The 17,876-nt window shown below is 33.6% G+C and carries 15 protein-coding genes; 10 read left to right on the forward strand and 5 right to left on the reverse strand.

What is annotated here, in order from left to right:
- The first annotated feature begins 96 nt into the window (after nt 1-96).
- A complete protein-coding gene (locus C7D53_RS04795) occupies nt 97-1,965 on the forward strand; it encodes a T9SS type A sorting domain-containing protein (protein WP_106915225.1) in 1,869 nt (622 codons plus the stop codon).
- Between the two features lie 293 nt (nt 1,966-2,258).
- Here the strand turns inward: C7D53_RS04795 and C7D53_RS21125 are convergent, their stop codons facing one another.
- Nucleotides 2,259-3,065, reverse strand: coding sequence for a phospholipase D-like domain-containing protein (locus C7D53_RS21125; RefSeq protein WP_228422178.1), 807 nt, complete (start codon nt 3,063-3,065; stop codon nt 2,259-2,261).
- A gap of 362 nt (nt 3,066-3,427) precedes the next feature.
- Between C7D53_RS21125 and C7D53_RS04810 the strand changes: the two genes are divergently transcribed.
- Nucleotides 3,428-4,126: a DUF1826 domain-containing protein gene (locus C7D53_RS04810; protein ID WP_106915226.1), complete on the forward strand. Its 699-nt coding sequence runs from the start codon at nt 3,428-3,430 to the stop codon at nt 4,124-4,126.
- A 19-nt stretch (nt 4,127-4,145) separates the two neighbouring features.
- Here C7D53_RS04810 and C7D53_RS04815 read toward each other — a convergent pair whose 3' ends face one another.
- Nucleotides 4,146-4,628 (reverse strand): nuclear transport factor 2 family protein, encoded by a 483-nt coding sequence (locus tag C7D53_RS04815; RefSeq protein ID WP_228422180.1) that lies wholly within the window; start codon nt 4,626-4,628, stop codon nt 4,146-4,148.
- 359 nt (nt 4,629-4,987) lie between these two features.
- Between C7D53_RS04815 and C7D53_RS04820 the strand changes: the two genes are divergently transcribed.
- The 5 genes from C7D53_RS04820 (at nt 4,988) to C7D53_RS04840 (ending at nt 10,602) form a co-directional block, all read left to right on the forward strand.
- The gene (locus C7D53_RS04820) at nt 4,988-6,127 is read left to right on the forward strand and encodes a helix-turn-helix domain-containing protein (protein WP_106915227.1); all 1,140 of its coding nucleotides are present in this window, start codon (nt 4,988-4,990) and stop codon (nt 6,125-6,127) included.
- Between the two features lie 152 nt (nt 6,128-6,279).
- Nucleotides 6,280-7,743, forward strand: a complete 1,464-nt coding sequence (locus C7D53_RS04825) for a serine hydrolase domain-containing protein (RefSeq protein ID WP_106915228.1) — start codon at nt 6,280-6,282, stop codon at nt 7,741-7,743.
- 42 nt (nt 7,744-7,785) lie between these two features.
- Entirely contained in the window at nt 7,786-8,484 is a 699-nt protein-coding gene (locus C7D53_RS04830) for a hypothetical protein (RefSeq protein ID WP_106915229.1), read from the forward strand.
- A gap of 6 nt (nt 8,485-8,490) precedes the next feature.
- Complete coding sequence (locus C7D53_RS04835; RefSeq protein ID WP_106915230.1) at nt 8,491-9,204, forward strand: DUF1266 domain-containing protein; 714 nt, start codon at nt 8,491-8,493, stop codon at nt 9,202-9,204.
- A gap of 33 nt (nt 9,205-9,237) precedes the next feature.
- Complete coding sequence (locus tag C7D53_RS04840) at nt 9,238-10,602, forward strand: serine hydrolase domain-containing protein (RefSeq protein WP_228422182.1); 1,365 nt, start codon at nt 9,238-9,240, stop codon at nt 10,600-10,602.
- 36 nt (nt 10,603-10,638) lie between these two features.
- On the opposite strand, the gene C7D53_RS04845 is transcribed toward C7D53_RS04840, so the two are convergent.
- The 3 genes from C7D53_RS04845 to C7D53_RS04855 form a co-directional block, all read right to left on the reverse strand.
- Nucleotides 10,639-12,384: a CocE/NonD family hydrolase gene (locus tag C7D53_RS04845; RefSeq protein WP_106915231.1), complete on the reverse strand. Its 1,746-nt coding sequence runs from the start codon at nt 12,382-12,384 to the stop codon at nt 10,639-10,641.
- Nucleotides 12,385-13,046: 662 nt separating this feature from the next.
- Nucleotides 13,047-13,664 (reverse strand): NADAR family protein, encoded by a 618-nt coding sequence (locus C7D53_RS04850; protein ID WP_228422184.1) that lies wholly within the window; start codon nt 13,662-13,664, stop codon nt 13,047-13,049.
- Between the two features lie 21 nt (nt 13,665-13,685).
- Nucleotides 13,686-14,732, reverse strand: a complete 1,047-nt coding sequence (locus C7D53_RS04855) for a phosphoribosyltransferase-like protein (RefSeq protein ID WP_106915232.1) — start codon at nt 14,730-14,732, stop codon at nt 13,686-13,688.
- A gap of 753 nt (nt 14,733-15,485) precedes the next feature.
- Here C7D53_RS04855 and C7D53_RS04860 point away from each other — a divergent pair.
- Genes C7D53_RS04860 through C7D53_RS04870 form a run of 3 tightly spaced genes read left to right on the forward strand, consistent with a single transcriptional unit; the run spans nt 15,486 to nt 17,854 of the window.
- Entirely contained in the window at nt 15,486-16,256 is a 771-nt protein-coding gene (locus C7D53_RS04860; RefSeq protein WP_106915233.1) for an SMODS-associated NUDIX domain-containing protein, read from the forward strand.
- Complete coding sequence (locus C7D53_RS04865; protein WP_106915234.1) at nt 16,246-17,448, forward strand: nucleotidyltransferase domain-containing protein; 1,203 nt, start codon at nt 16,246-16,248, stop codon at nt 17,446-17,448. The genes C7D53_RS04860 and C7D53_RS04865 overlap by 11 nt, the downstream gene beginning before the upstream one ends.
- Nucleotides 17,426-17,854 (forward strand): hypothetical protein, encoded by a 429-nt coding sequence (locus tag C7D53_RS04870; RefSeq protein ID WP_106915235.1) that lies wholly within the window; start codon nt 17,426-17,428, stop codon nt 17,852-17,854. The genes C7D53_RS04865 and C7D53_RS04870 overlap by 23 nt, the downstream gene beginning before the upstream one ends.
- The last annotated feature ends 22 nt before the right edge of the window (nt 17,855-17,876 follow it).

Here is a 17,876-nt window from a genome sequence, read left to right on the forward strand (position 1 = left end):
TTCTAAAGTGTACTAAAGTGTTAAAAACATAAAACCTTTTGTGACTTTTGCGGTTAAGTTTAAACAGACTTAATATGTAATAACTAAATACAATTTATGATACAATCTAAAAGCAAATTATGGATACTGTTTTTGATGTTACCATTATTATCCTTTAGCCAAAATTACCAATGGCAATGGGCAAAACAGGCTGGTGGACAAACGGGTACTGACTCAGATTTTTTTAATTATTTAGATGACGAATCCATAAGGGATATTGTAGTGGATAACAATAATAATGCTTATTATTTGGCAAGTATATGGGCACAAGGGCAAAATTTAGATGGTACACCCGTGACCAGCTATGGACTTCGTGATCTTCTTCTCTTCTCTACAGATTGTCAGGGAAATATAAGATGGTCAAGAACTATAGGCGGTGGCGGATTCAATGAATTTGCTTGGAACATAGAGGTCGATAATAATGGCGGATTATACATAATGGGGCGCTTCCTTAATGAAGCATATGCAAGCGATCCAACTGCAGTGCCTATCCATTTTGATGATTCCCATGCTATGCCTTTTATTGATTTTGTTGATCAGAATACAGTAGATCCCGGAAGTAAAACAGGTCATTTGCTGAAATTTAATACAGCTAATGGGACACTGGCATGGAGTAAGCCGTTGCAGGGAGATGTAAGCCTGGCTTTACGTCAATCTGATACCCAAATGATGTATATGGATGCTTCCAAAAATATTCATGCTATTTTAGGTTTTAGAGCAGGAACTCATTTAGGTGGGTTAATTACAGTGCCGGCTAGTTTTACTACATCATATCAATATTATTTAGTTAAATTCAATTATGATAATGGAAATATGACACCAGCCACCCCATTACTGCTTCCTATTACAGGAGATTTAAGCTTAGGAGTAGTGGATGGAAAGGTGAATTTGATGTATGATGAAAGCTTAAACCGTTACTATCTGGCAGGTAAAAGAATGTATGGAGATTATGGAAGTACGTTGGCCAGCTTTTCCTATAATAATATTCCGTTTACAAAAGATGCTTATTTGCTGGCTTTTAATGGGAGTAATGGATCAGAGCTGTGGCGAAAAGAATTTACTACAGATTTACCGAACTTTATGGACGATGAAATTCACTCCATTATAAAAGATGCAGGTTCCTCAGATATTTATATTTCCGGGCGTTATTACACAGGAACCACTGCCGCTACTTTTGGAAACTATACCTTTCCCGTACCTCCTTATCAGGGGCAGGTACCTTTTGTAATGAGGCTTACAGCAGATGGAGCTGTAAAATGGACAAAGATTCCTGATGGGCTAACAAGTTCCGTGGGGTATCGTTTTATGAAGGGAAAAATTGTTCTTAATGGAAACGAAATAGCATTTGCCAAGGCCAGTAAGAGTGATATTTGGGGAAGTTACTCCATGGTACGTCCTAACGGAGATTTATCAGATCCTTTATTAGTACGTCTTAATAAAGATAATGGAGCTGTGATAGGAGCAGAGGAAATTCATAGCAATTTTGAAGTTCAGGATGAGTTTACGGCCATTGCAGTAGATAAGGATGGCAATTATTTATTGGGTGGTTTTTTTCAGGACCAGTTATTTACCGCTTCTAATGATGGTGTAAATACCATGACTGTTAATGTAACGGGAGGTAAATCGCAATCTTTTTTTGCAAAATATGCCAAGTCTGCCTGCAGCCAGATGTCAGTAGTAGAAACTTCAGCTTCTCAGGCAGGAATACAGGTTTATCCAAACCCTGTGCAGGATGTTCTTTATATTAAAAGCAAAGAACCTTTGGTTTCCTATGAGATTTACGGAGCTACCGGACAATCTGTAAAACAGGGAACTTTAAGCATGGCTCAGGAACAATTAGGATTGTCCTCTCTTCAAACAGGAGTTTATTACCTTAAACTTACAACAAGATCCGCTACAGTAACGGAGAAAATAATGAAGAAATAATCTCTTCTGGTTCAGAAATTACGATTAAAAACTCAGCGGCCTCCTTGGAGGCCGCTGAGTTTTTATAAATAAAGCTTTTTTAAACACTTAAGCTATTTAAGTGATATACTTTGTGTACAAGGAAGGACACTCAAGTTTTGTTGAAAATCAAAGATTTTCATCTTATGTGAACTTAATTGTGCAGTATTTCCTTACGCTTTCTAAAGTGTACTAAAGTGTTAAAAAAATAAAACCTTTTGTGACTTTTGCGGTTAAGTTTAAACAGACTTAATATAAAAAGATAATTTAATACATTAATACATTTCCTCACTATAGATTTTCTTTCCAAGATAAAAAAGTTCATGCTTTTTAAGGTTGGTATTATCTTCAAAAATGTCATGAACAAAATGGACTAACTCATTTACTTTTTCCTTTTGGGTGATCCTGATGCGGGATTCAAAATTAGTGGTAAAACCACTTTTAGTGTAATTCAGTGAACCTAGATAAGCAATTTTCCGATCAATTACATAGATTTTTGAATGAACGAATTTGTTGTCATATCGGCTATTCCGAACATACTTGAAATTCAGTGTTTCAGAATAATGATAAGTATAGATTTCTGTTTTTTCAACGGCGGCTTTTATTTCCCAACATTTATAGAATCCATAGAAGGATCCTAGAGAAACAAGGATAGCCAGAAAGTTATTTGAATCTTTAAGGTCATCTATCACATGCATCCCGAAATAAATAAGTGAGAAAACTCCTAAACAAAATAGGGCAATAGAAGATAAAAAGAGCATGTTTTTCTGACTTTCTCTTTTCTCTTTTTTCTTTACATCGGTCACTTTATGCTGATGAATCAGCTTGCGGAGAATATTCTGGTATTGTTCTGGCCGCAGATCACTAAATGCCAGTCTTACATTTATATTCCTGTTTTTTAATGCGATGAGGTCATCCAGTTTTGTTTCATCTATATAAGGAGAAATAATTAAAACTTCCTCCTTTGCATTCAATATATCATTGTTCAATTGAGTCCCTGCGTTTTGCCCCACAAAAACTTCAATCGCTTCACTGGGTTCAGTATCAATTCTAAAATAAAATCTTTTGTTTTCTTTAAACACGTTTGTATTTCTTAAGTTATATCCTGATTACAGGGGGGCAAATATACATTTTTCTTAAAACAACTTATTGAATCTGTTTTTTTAAGATCGTTTTTTCTGTTACCAAAATTACAGGTATTTTCAACGGATGTTTTACGGTTTTCCATAAAAGCATTCAGTTGTTGTATGGGACATAGGGATATATAAATTGGTATTCAAATAATAGTGTTTTAGAGAGAAAATACACTATTTCACAATTCTTGAATTGCATGATGTACAGTTCGCTTATTTTTTTGTGATTATTTACCGATGAAGAACGTATAAAATTCCTTTATTCATTATTTTTGTCCGGAATTAAATGATTAGACATTTTTCTTAAATATATGGACAAGACCTTTGCCGAGAACAATCAAGTTGAAATGGTTTCTAGTTTTTCAGAACTGGTAAATACTGATTTTCATGGGATGAATAATGCACTTTGCTGGGGTAGAACTTTAAATGGAGACTTTAAAGAAATTGTGTCTAAACTTCAATTAAAAGATAATGTTACAGAAGTGTCTGTTGAAGACCTTTTAGAATTGAAACTATCGGAAGATGGAAAGGCTGCGCGGGAAATTATTTTGAATGATTTACAGGCATTGACTGATTTTGGAGCATTGCCATCCCTCAATTTGCTTAAAAACTATGAACGGGATGAAGAGTTTGATTTTATTTCAACAGATGTGTATTCCTATCACGTAGATCGTTCACCGGTAAGTACCGATACTTTTTTATGTACTTATCATGGTGCAGCAAGTGATATTTTGCCCAATGATCAGGCTATTCAAAAGATTTTGGTTCCGGAAGTTCGGGAAAAGATTAAAGAATTGTATGATGGCCCAGAGGCAGAATTTGAAACTTTCTTGAAAGACTGTTTTTTTGATCTTCATTACGAACCTAAACCCAATGCAGAGCCTATTAATTTAGGGATAGGACATCTTTGGCGCCTTGCTGTGGATCATCCCACGCAGCAGGTTTTACCTTGTGTTCATAGAGCGCCTGTAGAAAACGATGGTGAATACCGATTACTGTTGATTTGTTAAACCATTTGATGAATATTTTTTAATGGCCATAGCTGACAACTCTTGAAATTTTCCAACCCTCATTGGTGTTTTTCCAAATATGAACGAATTTAAAAGTTCCACAGTTGGTCATATTTCCATTTTCTAAACGACAGAATTGATGTAATCCTGATTGAATGGCTCCATAATCTTTAATAGGATATACTTCCACACTTCCTGGTACAAGTATTCTTCTGGTGTATGCATAATTTTTAGCTACTCTACGAAAATTATCAACGGTTTCTTCATACCCTGCCAAACCACCAATATCGTGAAAGAATTCAAGATCTTTAGTGAAAAAAGTTTTAAGATGATCAATATCTCCCTTATTAGCAGCGCTGAAAAGTATACTGTCTTTCTCCATAATGGTATTATACAGTTCTTTGGAAACAGGTATATAAGGTTTTGTTTGTGAAATAGCTGTTGACCACAAGAAACAACACAGTGCAATCGGGAAAAATTTCATTAATGTAATTCTTTTCATAGTTTCAATAGTAAATATTATTTCACTTCATTAGGTAAATCTAAGCATTAAATTTTCTACTGATCTAAAGTTTTCCACCAAATTAATAGAACCAATGAAAATTCGGAAAATACACATAACTCAAAGTAAAAGAGATTGATAGATTCATGTTAAAACTCAATGTATGTTTTAAGAAAGTGACCTGAACGACTCTCTTCTCTGAATGGTATTGGTGACATTCTTTTGCATAATAAAAAAACTCTGAAAATGTCAATCTAATTTTTATATTTGCATCTGTCGGATTTTAAATCTAAAGAGATTATAAAGATTATAATAAAAGGTCTGAAAATAAACTAATAATAAACAAAGAATCGTAAGAAATGGATAAAATTAATTTATTAATTATTGTGAATATAATCTCTTTATTCATTTCACTATTTCTTGCATTTTTCCTGATTACACTTAAAACAAAGTACAAAACAAGCAATTCTCTTTTTGCTGTTTTTTTATTGTTAAATGCAATAGATATTAGTGAACCTTTGTTTAACATGATGACAGATGGGCCATCGAATCTGGGAATGTTTAGAACCACTTTCGCTTTCCTGCAAATCCCGGTCTTTTATCTTTATATAATATCAGTCTGCTATTCAGATTTTAAGCTAAAGCCGAAATACCTGCTGCATCTTCTTCCTTTTTTAATTGTCAATCTAGTTTTACTACCTCGTTTTTATAGCGTAGATACAGCATCGAAGATCAGTTTTATTCAGAATCGTCAGAATATGATAGAGATCCAGTTCATTCATATTTTAATACATCTTCAGATTGTTATATACCTCATTGCTGTTTTTAGAGTACTGAGAAAATCAAAGAAACTCTATCTTGAAAACTATGCAGGGAAAAGCATCAGTTCCTATAAGTGGTTATTTCAGTTTACTATTGTACTGACCATTTTATATGCGGTAGCTCTTTTAAAAAATATTTTTAAATTTTCAGATTATCCATACATTTCTGAATGGATAAAAATCGGACTTTGGATATCTTCTCTTTTTATTTTTTGTTGGTATCTGTTCAAGGCATTAAATAATCCCGGTCTTTTTAGAAATATCGATTCGAAATTAAAACTTGTTTCCGAGATTGTTTCCGAAGAGAAAAGCAGTGAACAGTCAACAGTAAATGAAAAGGAATATGATGAAGAACTCTTGAATTTGAAAAGATATATGGTTGAGAAAAAACCTTTTCTAAACTCTTCGTTAACCATTCAGGATATCTCCAAAGAAATTGACATTCCTGTTCGGGATTTATCTCTTTTAATCAATCATCAATTAGGGCAGCATTTTTATGACTTTGTTAATACCTATCGGATTGAAAGTGCTATGAATATCTTAAAAGACGATACAAAAAGTAAGGTAACAATCCTTGAAATTTTGTACGAAGTTGGTTTTAATTCAAAATCTTCTTTTAATACCGCCTTTAAAAAGCATACCGGAAATACGCCAACTTTCTATCGTAAAAGTATGTAATTCAGTATTTTGTAATTATTCGTACTTTTTTTCGAAAGATTCGAACCTATTTTTTTGAACAAATGTGATCGATTAATTTTATTCGGTCGCTTCGCATGATTCTCTTCTACATCTTTGTATCGAAATAAATTTTTAATCCAAAATACGATACAATGAAAAGCTTCCTTTATTTACTAATTTTTATGGCACTGGCTTCAGGTTGCCAGACAAGTAAAAAAGTTTTTGCAGAAAAAAAAGATTACAGCTTTCTCACAGATAGCTTAAAGATTGATCAACAATTAGGAAAGTACAAACTTCCAGGATTTAGTCTTGTTGTTTTTGAAAATTATAAGATTGTATATTCTAGCCAGGTAGGAGTGAAATCAATGAACTCTAAGGAAAAACTGGATATAAATACTGCTTTTTCTACAGCATCAATCACAAAGCCAATCACAGCACTTCTTTGCCACATACTTGAAGAAAAAGGCTTAATTAAACTGGATGAGCCGATTGATAAATACCTAAAACGATGGCATTTACCAAAAAGTAAGTTTACTGAAAATAATGCTCCCACCTGGAAGCAGTTTTTTAATCATACTTCAGGTACCAACCAAGGCGGATTTTCAGACTATTACGAAGGAGATGTAATTCCAACCATAAAACAAAGCCTGTTGGGGCAAATACCAAGGTATGATAAGGAAATTGAGTTCCAGTTCACACCGGGAACCGATTTTGAATATAGCGGCGGCGGGTATGTAATTGTTCAAATGGCACTGGAAGATACCTTTAATAAATCTATCGCAGAACTGGCTCAGGAGCATCTTTTTTCACCCCTTGGCCTAACGAATACGACCATGATACAGCCTAATGAAAATGGATTTCCAACAAACGTTGCCTCTGTTCACGATAAAGATGGAAAAGTTATAAGAACAGGCTTGCCAATTACGCCACAAATTGGCGCATCGGGAGTATGGTCTACCCCTACAGATTTAGCGAAGCTTTCTATTGAGATACAAAATGCTTTACGCAATAAAAACAACAAGGTGATTTCTTATCAGGTTGCCAAAAAAGTAACAAAAGTAACCGCCTTGAAAAATGCCGTTGGTGGTTGGAGCTATGGCTGGCAAAAGTCTGTTGCTTATAACAACTATGATTGGTTGATGTGCAGTGGTTCTAATACAGGAGTAGGTGGGAGTATTTTTGCGACTATGGAAGACGGGAATGGCTTTGTGATTCTTGCGAATGGGGAAAAACCTAATCGTATTCCGGTCATAAACAAAACCCGGATAGAGATCCTGAAATTAATGAACTGGAGTAAAGAAACATCCAATGAAAGTATTCAGGAGCTTCCTTTGAATTTAAAAAAACAACTTATCGGAACCTATAATGATTTTCTTTATGGACAGGGAGTGGAAACAAAAATTGTAGAACAGAATAACCGTCTGTATGTTGAATCTCCATTTTTAGAATATTTTAAAGGGAAGAATGCTAATGAATTGCTGTATATGAAAGATGGAACCTTTAAAATTGTGGATTATCCGAATATATTAAAATTTGATTTCAGCAATGGAAAAATAAATTCTGTCACCCTAACAAGAGATTCCATGAAGACAGAAGTTCAAATTATTAAAAAATAAAACAATACCTATTTCAACCCAAAAAACTTAAACAAAAAAACAATGAACTTATTATTTTTAATTCCAATCGTATTAATAATTGCAGGTGTAGCTTTCATGGTAATTATGAATAAAAAACACAAAACCGCAAAATCAGAAATTGATTTAAATTCTGAAAGAACTAAATATAACCAGTACAAGCAGGAGCTTTTAGCTCAGGATTTTTCAAAATTAACACAATGGATGAATGGTAAACCCATTGATGCTTTTACCTCTGCATCTGTTCCCCAGTCAACAACCCATAAAATACAAGAACTTGTAACTGACGGAATAAAAAATGTAGCATTATCCGCAATGGGTGTAAAGCTTAAACGAATTGAAACAGATTGTTTTTGGGCTTTAAGCGGAAACGATCTCCATTTTTTCAGTACCGATACAGTGGGCAAACTAGATGAACACATTGTATTTGATAATTTTAGAATTGAAACAGCCAGTCTTCAATATGGAGGGATCTTGAAATCGCAGCTAGGCGTTTATTCAAAATCATCAGAAGAATATTTACCTAAAACACACATTATTTCTTTTGACATCGATGGAAGTTCTTTATCTCTTGAAATTCATGACAGACTGAATTATATAGTTGATCCGCAAGATATGCTTAACCTTAAAAAGCAACTAGAAACCAGAGCAAAGTATCAGGTAGTTGGCGAAAAATTTGTAAAAATCTTACAAGATAAATTTCCTAACCTAAAAATAACTTAATTTAATATGGGATTTTTCTCGAAATTTTTAAATGCATTTAAAAGCATAAGATTAAATGATAAAAACGCAGTAAGTGGTTATTTGTTAGATCATTTACTCATAGGTTCAATGTATGCCGAGCAACAGTCGGCATACCTGAATTCTTATGAAACAGGTTTAAACAAATCCGATATTACAAAGTTAGTTGAAGCATATTGGGGAATATCAGGTCAAAATCAAGCCATAGAAATTCTCCAAAGCCTGCATAGTAAAAATCAAGATGAAAATCTTGATGTTGTATATAGAGCGTTTGAAAATTCAGATACCTATTTTGATATTTTAAAATCAAATATATCCAATGAAGATGGAGTTTTTGACTACTATTTAGGTTTATTCAGAAAACTAAAAAATGTTGTTCCTGAATTGATTGAGCAAAATGTTATCACAGACTTCGCTCAGCTAAAAAAAGCAAAAGATAGCGGCTGGAATTATGGGAGAAGTGTATTTTTAGCACGTTGTTGCTACGAGTTAGGCTATATCTCTGAAAAAGAACTTATAGAATATTTAGCAAAATCTCATAAGGAACTTAAAAAATACTGCAGCACATGGAAAGAGTATACAACAAGTTATATATTTGGAAGGGCAACTTGGGGCGGAGGCCATAATAATGGAATGGTACAGATTGCAAATGACTTATTGAATAACAGCCGAAGCCCTCTTAAAAATAGAACGTACATCTGATTAGAAAAATTTTATGTTCAAAATTTAATACGTATGATCAACTCAAAATTATTATTTCTTTTAGGAATTAGCTTATTCTCTTTCAAAAGCTTTTCTCAAACCAAAACCATGGCGGTGAAAATTAGTGTAGCTGAGAACCGGGTGAAACTCTCTGAAAAATTGTCAAATTATATGCACGCTCAGGCAGGTATCAATGGGTTCAGTGGGACTGTACTCATTGTGAAAAAAGATACCTTATTGCTACGAGAGGCTTATGGATATGCGAATTATGAGTGGAATATAAAATCAACGGTCAATACGAAATATAGTTTGGCTTCAGTAAGCAAACAGTTTACTGCTGTGGCTATTCTTCAATTGGCAGAACGTAAACTTTTATCCGTGGATGATACCCTCAATACTTATTTTCCGGGTTTTCCAAAAGGTGATCAGATCACCCTTCACATGATGTTATCCCATATGTCAGGGCTTTCAATGGATTTTGATGAACTTTACCTTAATCAAGTTTCTTTAACTCAGGATTATGTATTGAATTCTATTGCTCAAAAAGAACTTTTATTTACGCCGGGAAAGCAGACTGCATATAGCAATATTGGGTATTATTTGCTGGCGCGTATCATAGAGAAAGTAAGTGGAAAGAGCTATTCGATGTATTTAAAAGAGAATATTTTTAATCTATTGAAAATGCATGAAACCGGCGTTATGACAAATGACGAAGTGATCCCCAATATGGCTGACCGATATACCAGAACAGGGAAAAATTATAATAGAAATCCCTATATCAACTGGATATTCAATATAGGGCATGATGGTATCTATTCCACAGTAGATGATCTTTTAAAGTGGGATAGAGCTCTGTATGGTACGTCAATTTTAAGTGATACAATGAAGCGATTGATGTTTACTTCATATAACGAACAAAACTTCGGATATGGTTTTCTGATCAATCCATTTTATAATCAGGGACATCAATTGATTGCCCATGACGGTGGATTTTTCGGAGCCATGACTTCCCTCAACCGTTATACAGATGATGATTTGCTTGTCATTGTTCTTTCTAATAATCAGTCGCCTGCTTACTTACTTGCCTATGGACTGGCTGCAATATGCTTTGGTAAAGATGTTGAGCTTCCATACCATCATCAGAAAGTGAAAAACAACAGATCTTTTTACAAGCTTTTTACCGGGAATTATGAGGGGATTAAAATTCTTGAAAACAATGGAAAACTCTATTATAATGACTTTGATATTGAACTATTCCCTGAATCAGATAATAAGTTCTTCAGGTCAGATGATGATAACAGAACCGTTGAATTTATTAAAGATGCCAAAGGAAAATACTCTGGTATTAAATTGATTAAGGCCGGCGTGATGGAAATACGAAAAAAAAACAGGTTTTAAATAACAACTAGTTGCAGCAATTATCCTGATGTGATATTAGTCTCTTAATATGGGGATTTTAACAAAGCTATCGTTGTACCATTTTACTTTTAGTGGTTCTTTAGCATCTTTTATGGTCTCATCGGTTACAGTTTTACCTGTTCCGTAATTTAATTCAGAAAAAGGATTTTTATTTACATTAAGGTAGATTAATAATCTGCTTCCTTTGCTAAGTCGTTTACTTACTAAGTGAGTATTAGAGAATGGAATGCTCTCAATTGTATTGGGTTTTAGTAATTTTCTTTGAGTAATATCATTTGCATAGCTAGCCCGCCCAATGAAATAAGACAGATGAAAATATTCTCCATTCGGCATTACTTCGTATAAGGTTATGCCAATATCCATATCTAGTTTGTTAATACTTGCTTTAATGGTGCCTAGGAATGAGCCATTTATCAACATAGATTCTTTTAATGGCTCACTAATAAAATTAAACCCATTGGCTGTATCAATTTGTTTCCGAATAAGAGGTTCCGGATAATAATCATTATTTGTTGTTTCTCTATCGGCAAAATCAACTTCTTGCGAAAGATAATTTTTCTTAACAGGTTTCTTTGGATTCAGCGTATAGAATTTTCCAGACTTGTTGTGAGTTAAGTAGAGCGTTAAAAAGCCATCATTCATTTTATCAATTGATGGGGCACTTCGCCATTCGTTGGCACCCATAACCTCATAGTTGATCTTGTCTTTTAGGATTTCCGGTTTAGTACCATTTTTTAAAATATAATCAAACCACTGATAAGTAATTTTATTGATGTCAAACAATGCAACCGGATCTACCTTGTATTCATACAAAATGCTTTCTCCACCGCTCTGTGTACCAAAATGTCCGTAAGGCCCAATGATAAGATAGGCCGGTGTTTGTGGACTATACTTTTGAAGTTCTCGTAGGTAATACAATCCGGAGCTTTGTCCATCATTATAATAACCGTCAAATGCCAAAACCGGAATTTTTATTTGGGCGAAATCTTCTTTATAAGGTGTCATTTTTTGCCAATAGCTATCAAATGATGGGTGGCTTATCCACCGCTGAAACCATTTATTAGGAACCCCATCTATGCTGTCTAATTTTTTGTAGGCAGCCCCTGTTTCCCACCATTTTTTTTGCATTTGTCGAAAACGTTTTCTATCATTTCCGGCTATAGTATCCAGATACTTATTGTTTCCCACATAGAATGACCATTCATAATTGGGGTTTACGAAAATATTATTTTCTATGGGCAACCCTTGGCCTGGCCGTGCCGCTACTGATGGTACAATTGTTTTGAGGGCAGGGTGTAGGGTTTTGCATGCGGCCCATTGAGTAAATCCATTATAGCTTCCACCATACATCCCAACACTTCCATTGCTCCATTTTTGTTTACTTATCCAATCAATAACATCATAAGTGTCATTGGCGTCATTTTCATATGGAAATATTTCGTCAGGACTAAATCTTTTTCCTCTTGCATAGGCAATAACCCCTATATAGCCATTGTCTACAGATCTCTTTAATGATGCAATGTCTCGACCTGTATCTCTAACATATATTGTGGATTGAAGAATTACAGGTTGGGGAGTTTCATCACCTTTTTTTCTTACAATAATTAAAGATAGGGTGGCTCCGTCTCTTGTTTTTACAGAAACACTATCTTGTATATTATAGATGCTTTTTAAATCCTCCGATTTTACTTTTTTAGTTTGTTGTGCAGAACCAGTGAAAAATGCCAGAAATAGAACGATAAAATTCAAAAATACTTTCATGAGTTATTTTTACTTAGTTTCTTAGATTTATTATCTACTGTCCTATGCCTGCACTTAACAGATTTGTACATATAAGAAAACAGCCTTATTGCTTTTTTATTAATACAAAGTAATAAGTTTATTTTTTAAAGCACTAATGTAGTGTAATTTATAAAGATATAGCGGCTATATTTTATTCCTCAGTAAAATATCCGATATGTTGTGTTGAAGTGTGTTTTAAAGTAGATTATCATATGATCAAAACCGCAAAATTGACCGTTAAAGCACAGGAATCCGGGAAAATAGGTTTGATTCTTATTACGGAATATGATGAGCCGTTTAATCCAAGTCCGAATCAAATAGAATTATAGTAGAGGTAGAGATACATGAAGGATCATAAAAATATTCCTGTAGGTAAGAGAGAACGGCATCTTTTTTTAAGGGAAAGATATAAAAGAAAACAATATAATTTATCGCATACATTATATTGTTTTCTTTATTGTTTTTATAAAGATTTTGGATCTACTTTCCAATACAAAACTTCGAGTTCAAAATAACCTATTGTTTATCAGTGTGTTATATTTTACGAGGGACAAATGGGTCACACGTTAATTCTAACCGTAATAAGTTGTTTCAAAGATAGTTATAATTCGGTTTGAATCCAAATTTGATTGAGTTAGCAATTAGTAAGCATAAATGTCATCCAAATCATTAATAAAATAATCCTCATTATGTACTGCTTCGATCTGATAATCAAAGAGTAGAAAAGCTTTGATTTCAGGTTGTAAAATTACACTTTCTTTAGTGATCCTTCCTAATCGGATATTCTCTCTTAGCTCCATTAAAAGCCTTCCTAAGGCATTTTTACCTTTTAGCAAGTTAGGTGAAGTGGGAATAGCTCCCCAAGTATCATCTTTTTTAGAAAATTCTACAATTGTTTTACCCCCAGTATTTAATAACAATTTGGAAAATATATCAAAGTTTTGAATTAGTTTTACTTCAAGGCACCATTTCATTACTTTAAATTTGACACTGTCCCAGTCTTGCCTTGTAAATTGATTATATTTTCTACTCACTGTTTTGGCATCCATAGGATTTTTTGTTTCGATAATCTCCTTTTGAATTGAAGGGAATAAAGGGAATTTGCATGCCTGATAAAGAATTTCTGAACTTTGAATATTCACTTCATTAATAAACAGTGAATAGCCTGGAGCCATATTGGATAAGCCTCCATATTCATTTTCAGTTTTTGCAAAAGAAATAATATCTTTTGTTTTATATTCTCTTATGCTGGGATTCATAATGCTAAATTAAACATTTTTTTATAAACCTCTATTGGCAACAGGAAATAATGGTGTCCAATTGTGCCCTTCAACTTGCCACCAGTATACTAGTGGAGCGTTATTGGGAATATTTCGCCATGTAAAAAAATGAGTTCCTAATCCGAAAATCTTGTATTGCGGATTTATAAGTCCCAGGGGGCGTATATTAGGAGAAATTGCACCTTGGATCATATTAATTATATCAATTCCTTTTTCAGTTATAATATTTTCAAATAGAATGCGATTTGAAGAACTAGTGAAAAAGGTTTCAATTAGAGGAGTATTAATATTTCTGTAGGCATAGTCTTCGTATTTTGTTGCGGTCAAACTTTGCAGGTAACTATTGATCTTTGGATTGTTTCCTTTAACTGGGATTGCAATATTTAGTTTTTGATCTGAGAATTTTCCATGATTCTGAATTTCATAATTCCAGGACCAATTTATCTTTTTACTTAGCTTCTCATTGCATGTCTTATTGATTCTAAATTCTTGAAAAGAAAGTCCCCATCTATGAGTACAAAATACACATACGGATAAGGTGATTTCATTTTCAAGAATTTTATCAGTATTATTTTTATTTTTTGTGTCCTTCTTTTCTAAAAACTCAATTAGATGCTTGCCAATAGTACTACCAGATGCGAGTATATCATCAAAATATATAAAATGCTTTTTGGGAAATGTTAAGTAATCTAAGTATGATAATGAATAATGCTCATTTAGTACCTCATCAATTAATTTTAGAATGGCGGGTTGACTTTTATGAGGTTGTTGCACATCCATAAACTCTGTATCCATTAAAAATTGGATTATACTAGAGTAGTTGAACATCTTGTAATATTTACCCAAGTTACTCTTTACATATTCTTTAGCTTTTTCCCTAGAAATATAAACCTGTGGTAGGATATTGTTTAGTTCAGTAAGAATTAGTTTACTATCAGTTCCAAACTGTTCACCCCATTGTAGTATTTTTTCCGGAGTGATATATACGTTATCATGGTTACGATAGTCTTTCACAACTTCATATATACTATCTGCGAGTTCTTTCATATAGAAGATTTAGTAATAGAATTCAAAAATAGACAAAAAACACATACTACAGAAAGTCTTTCTTGTATCAGTCGGTAAATTAAATAGCTCTGTTCACGGGAGAAGTATGAAAATGTTCAAATAGAATGTATATACATTCTATTTGAACATTTTCATACTATACAATTAGCCATCTAAATTGTAAATATTAATATATGCCTTTATGAAGAAAATAACCAGTCTGCTATGAAAAATGCTCCATCCTTATTGCCTGTACTACTTTTGATAGGGGATTCGTATTCACGGATAAATTAATTTAAATAGATGTCAGAACAATGCTCTATATCCACTTTGGGAATTTAATATTTAATGCTCTATAAAATATTTAAAACAAATTTTAAAATCCATCTATTTGTCTAAATTTTTAAATAAGTTAAAGTGTTTAAAATCAGGTATTTGTCTTTTTATTGTGAATTTAGTACAAAAAATACTTTAATTTTTTATTGGTGGTTGTGTGAAATTTTATATCTTTGTAATGTTATTACTAAACAAAAAAACCAAATCTATTGGCGTAGATCCGGTTTTAAATTTTTTATTGACTTACAAAAATCGGTATTGAGCTTACAATACAACCAGAGGTTGGTCACCTCATATGATTTGAGTATTATAGTCGTTTTCGTTCTGCAAACTTATGTATTATTTATCTATTACACAAGTTTTCATTGATTATAGTACTCCATTAAGCATTTTTATAAATTTTAAAAATCCACTTAAATGGTAGTAAAAACAATTTTGGCAGTTTGCGGTAAAACTGCTGGTCAGGTTATTGTTAAAAAAGCCACAGAAGCGCTCATTGACAAATTTAACCTCTTTTATACGTACGGGCTGTCCAATTTTACAAAAATTAGAAATCAGGATGTTCGTTTTTCAATCAGTTATTTAATCCGAATCAAAATTCCAGGTACTTCAAAGTTCTTATTGGTGCGAGGGCATCGGATAAAAGACCAGTTACAACCCGTTGGAGGTGTGTATAAAAAGTACAACTCCTTTTCTGAATTTAGAAAATGGGGCTATAAGGAAGACTGTCCTCATAAAGGTATTAAAACAGATGATATCAGTAAGGATGATTTACGTTTTCGAGTAAAGGGTAAGTATGCTTTGGATGTGGTAAAGTGGTTTGAGTCGGAACTTGATAGAGAGTGTTCCTGGGATAGGGAGTTTGAGGAGGAGCTTATTGAGAGTAATATCCTGGATGAGAAAATCTTTCGCAAAAAAAGATTCGAAAAAGTATCTAAGATAATGAAGTTCCTTAATTACAGTACCTATCATCAGTGCTATGAAGTCTTAATTTATGACATTATCGAATTTTTGCCCACAGAGGAGCAGGAAGTCGCACTAAAAGGTTTTTTGGGCAGAGCGAGAAATTCGGGAGATGAACTAATGCTAGTCGATATCAATGAGATTGAAAGACTGATTGTTACTGAAAATGAGGAGCAAATAGCTAAAATTGGGGAACATACTAAATACTTAATCAATGAAAAATAATTTAAATAGATATACAGAGCAGGAACTAAAGAAAGATGAACTTCTTGCTATAATTGCTTCCAATTTGGAGCTTGATGAAACTAGAAAAAGTCAGATGAAATCGGCATACAAGGCTGTTAATGATATTTTGGCTAAAGATGAAAATTTTTTTAAGGGTTATACAATAAGTGTATATGCACAAGGGTCACTTTTGATTGGAACAACAATCAAACCTCTTGCTGGCAAGGAATTTGACCTAGATATCGTTCTGCATATTGAGGATTCTTACCTGAATCATACACCATCAGAGATTTATGATGAACTCTATCGTGTGCTTGCTGAGTATGAGACTTATAGACCTCTTCTTCAGGAAAAAAACCGTTGTGTACGTATTAACTATAACAGTGATTTTCATATGGATATACTGCCCGGTTGCATCATAATGAAAGATAATACAAGATTGATGATTCCATTGGATAAAAAAAGAATCTTTTGGTCAAGAACAAATCCTAAGGGTTATTTTGAATGGTTTAATGAGATTTCTGAAAGAAATCGTACGAGTTTTCTGCTTCAGGAAAGATATGGTATGCTTCTGGAAGCAAAGATTGAGACGGAAGATTTGCCTACAGATTTATATTTAAAAACCCCTTTGCAGAGAACAGTTCAGATAGTTAAACGCTATCGGGATTTGTATTATCAAAATAAGAATACCGAGCGTACTCCTGCGATTTCAAGCATTGTGCTAACGACATTGCTAGCACAGATTCATGCTGGTAGTCACTCAATTCAGGAAGCTTTAAAGAATGCAGCGTCCAAATTAAAGGGACTTGCGGATGACTTTAAGTATAAGGGAGTAAAGTTCACGGTTTACAATCCGGTGGATAACCATGAAGATAAAAATGAAAGAGAAAATTTCACGGATTCTTGGGAGGATAGACATTATAATAGCTTTGTCGGCTTTGTCGAGGACTTTCAGAGAAAATTAAATACCTTTCTTGGGAATTCAACCAATGAGTTTAATTATAAGGACTTGTTTGGAAATGGTTATTATAAAGAGAATATACAAGCGCTAGTTAAACTTGAGGAGAGTCGCAAAGGAAATCAAAAATTGGCAGCTTTGCTTGCTGGTACTGCTTACACAAGTGCAGATGGAATGATTAACATGTCAACAGGGGTTAAAAATGGGAGTCATGGATTTTATGCTGAGTCCTAGCGAGCTGGCTCGGAAAAACTGGATGGGCTTTTTGTTCAAGACCAAACTTGAATGCGAAAAAAAGTTTGACTGGATAGATTTTAAAGTTACAGGCCGGATGCTTGAAGGGACAGGTTCACTGCTGTTGAATGGTAGAAACTATTATTTTAAAATTTTGTGCTCTCCATTTTTACGTGGTAGATTTGAACGTGTTACCGTTGAGACGAAAAATCTAAAAAAATGTGTGGATACACATTTTAATGGAGACGGTTCTCTTTGCTTGTATCATCCTCTGTTTGATTTAAAGGGGCGTCCATACATGGATTTGGTCGATGTAATACCCTGGATATCTGAATGGGTGTATTACTATGATAAATATCTGGAATATGGAACCTGGTTGGGACCTGAATATCCTCATGATATATAATAATTTTCAAGTTCTCCGTTTC

The organism is Chryseobacterium aurantiacum, from assembly GCF_003020585.1.
Lineage (GTDB): Bacteria > Bacteroidota > Bacteroidia > Flavobacteriales > Weeksellaceae > Chryseobacterium > Chryseobacterium aurantiacum.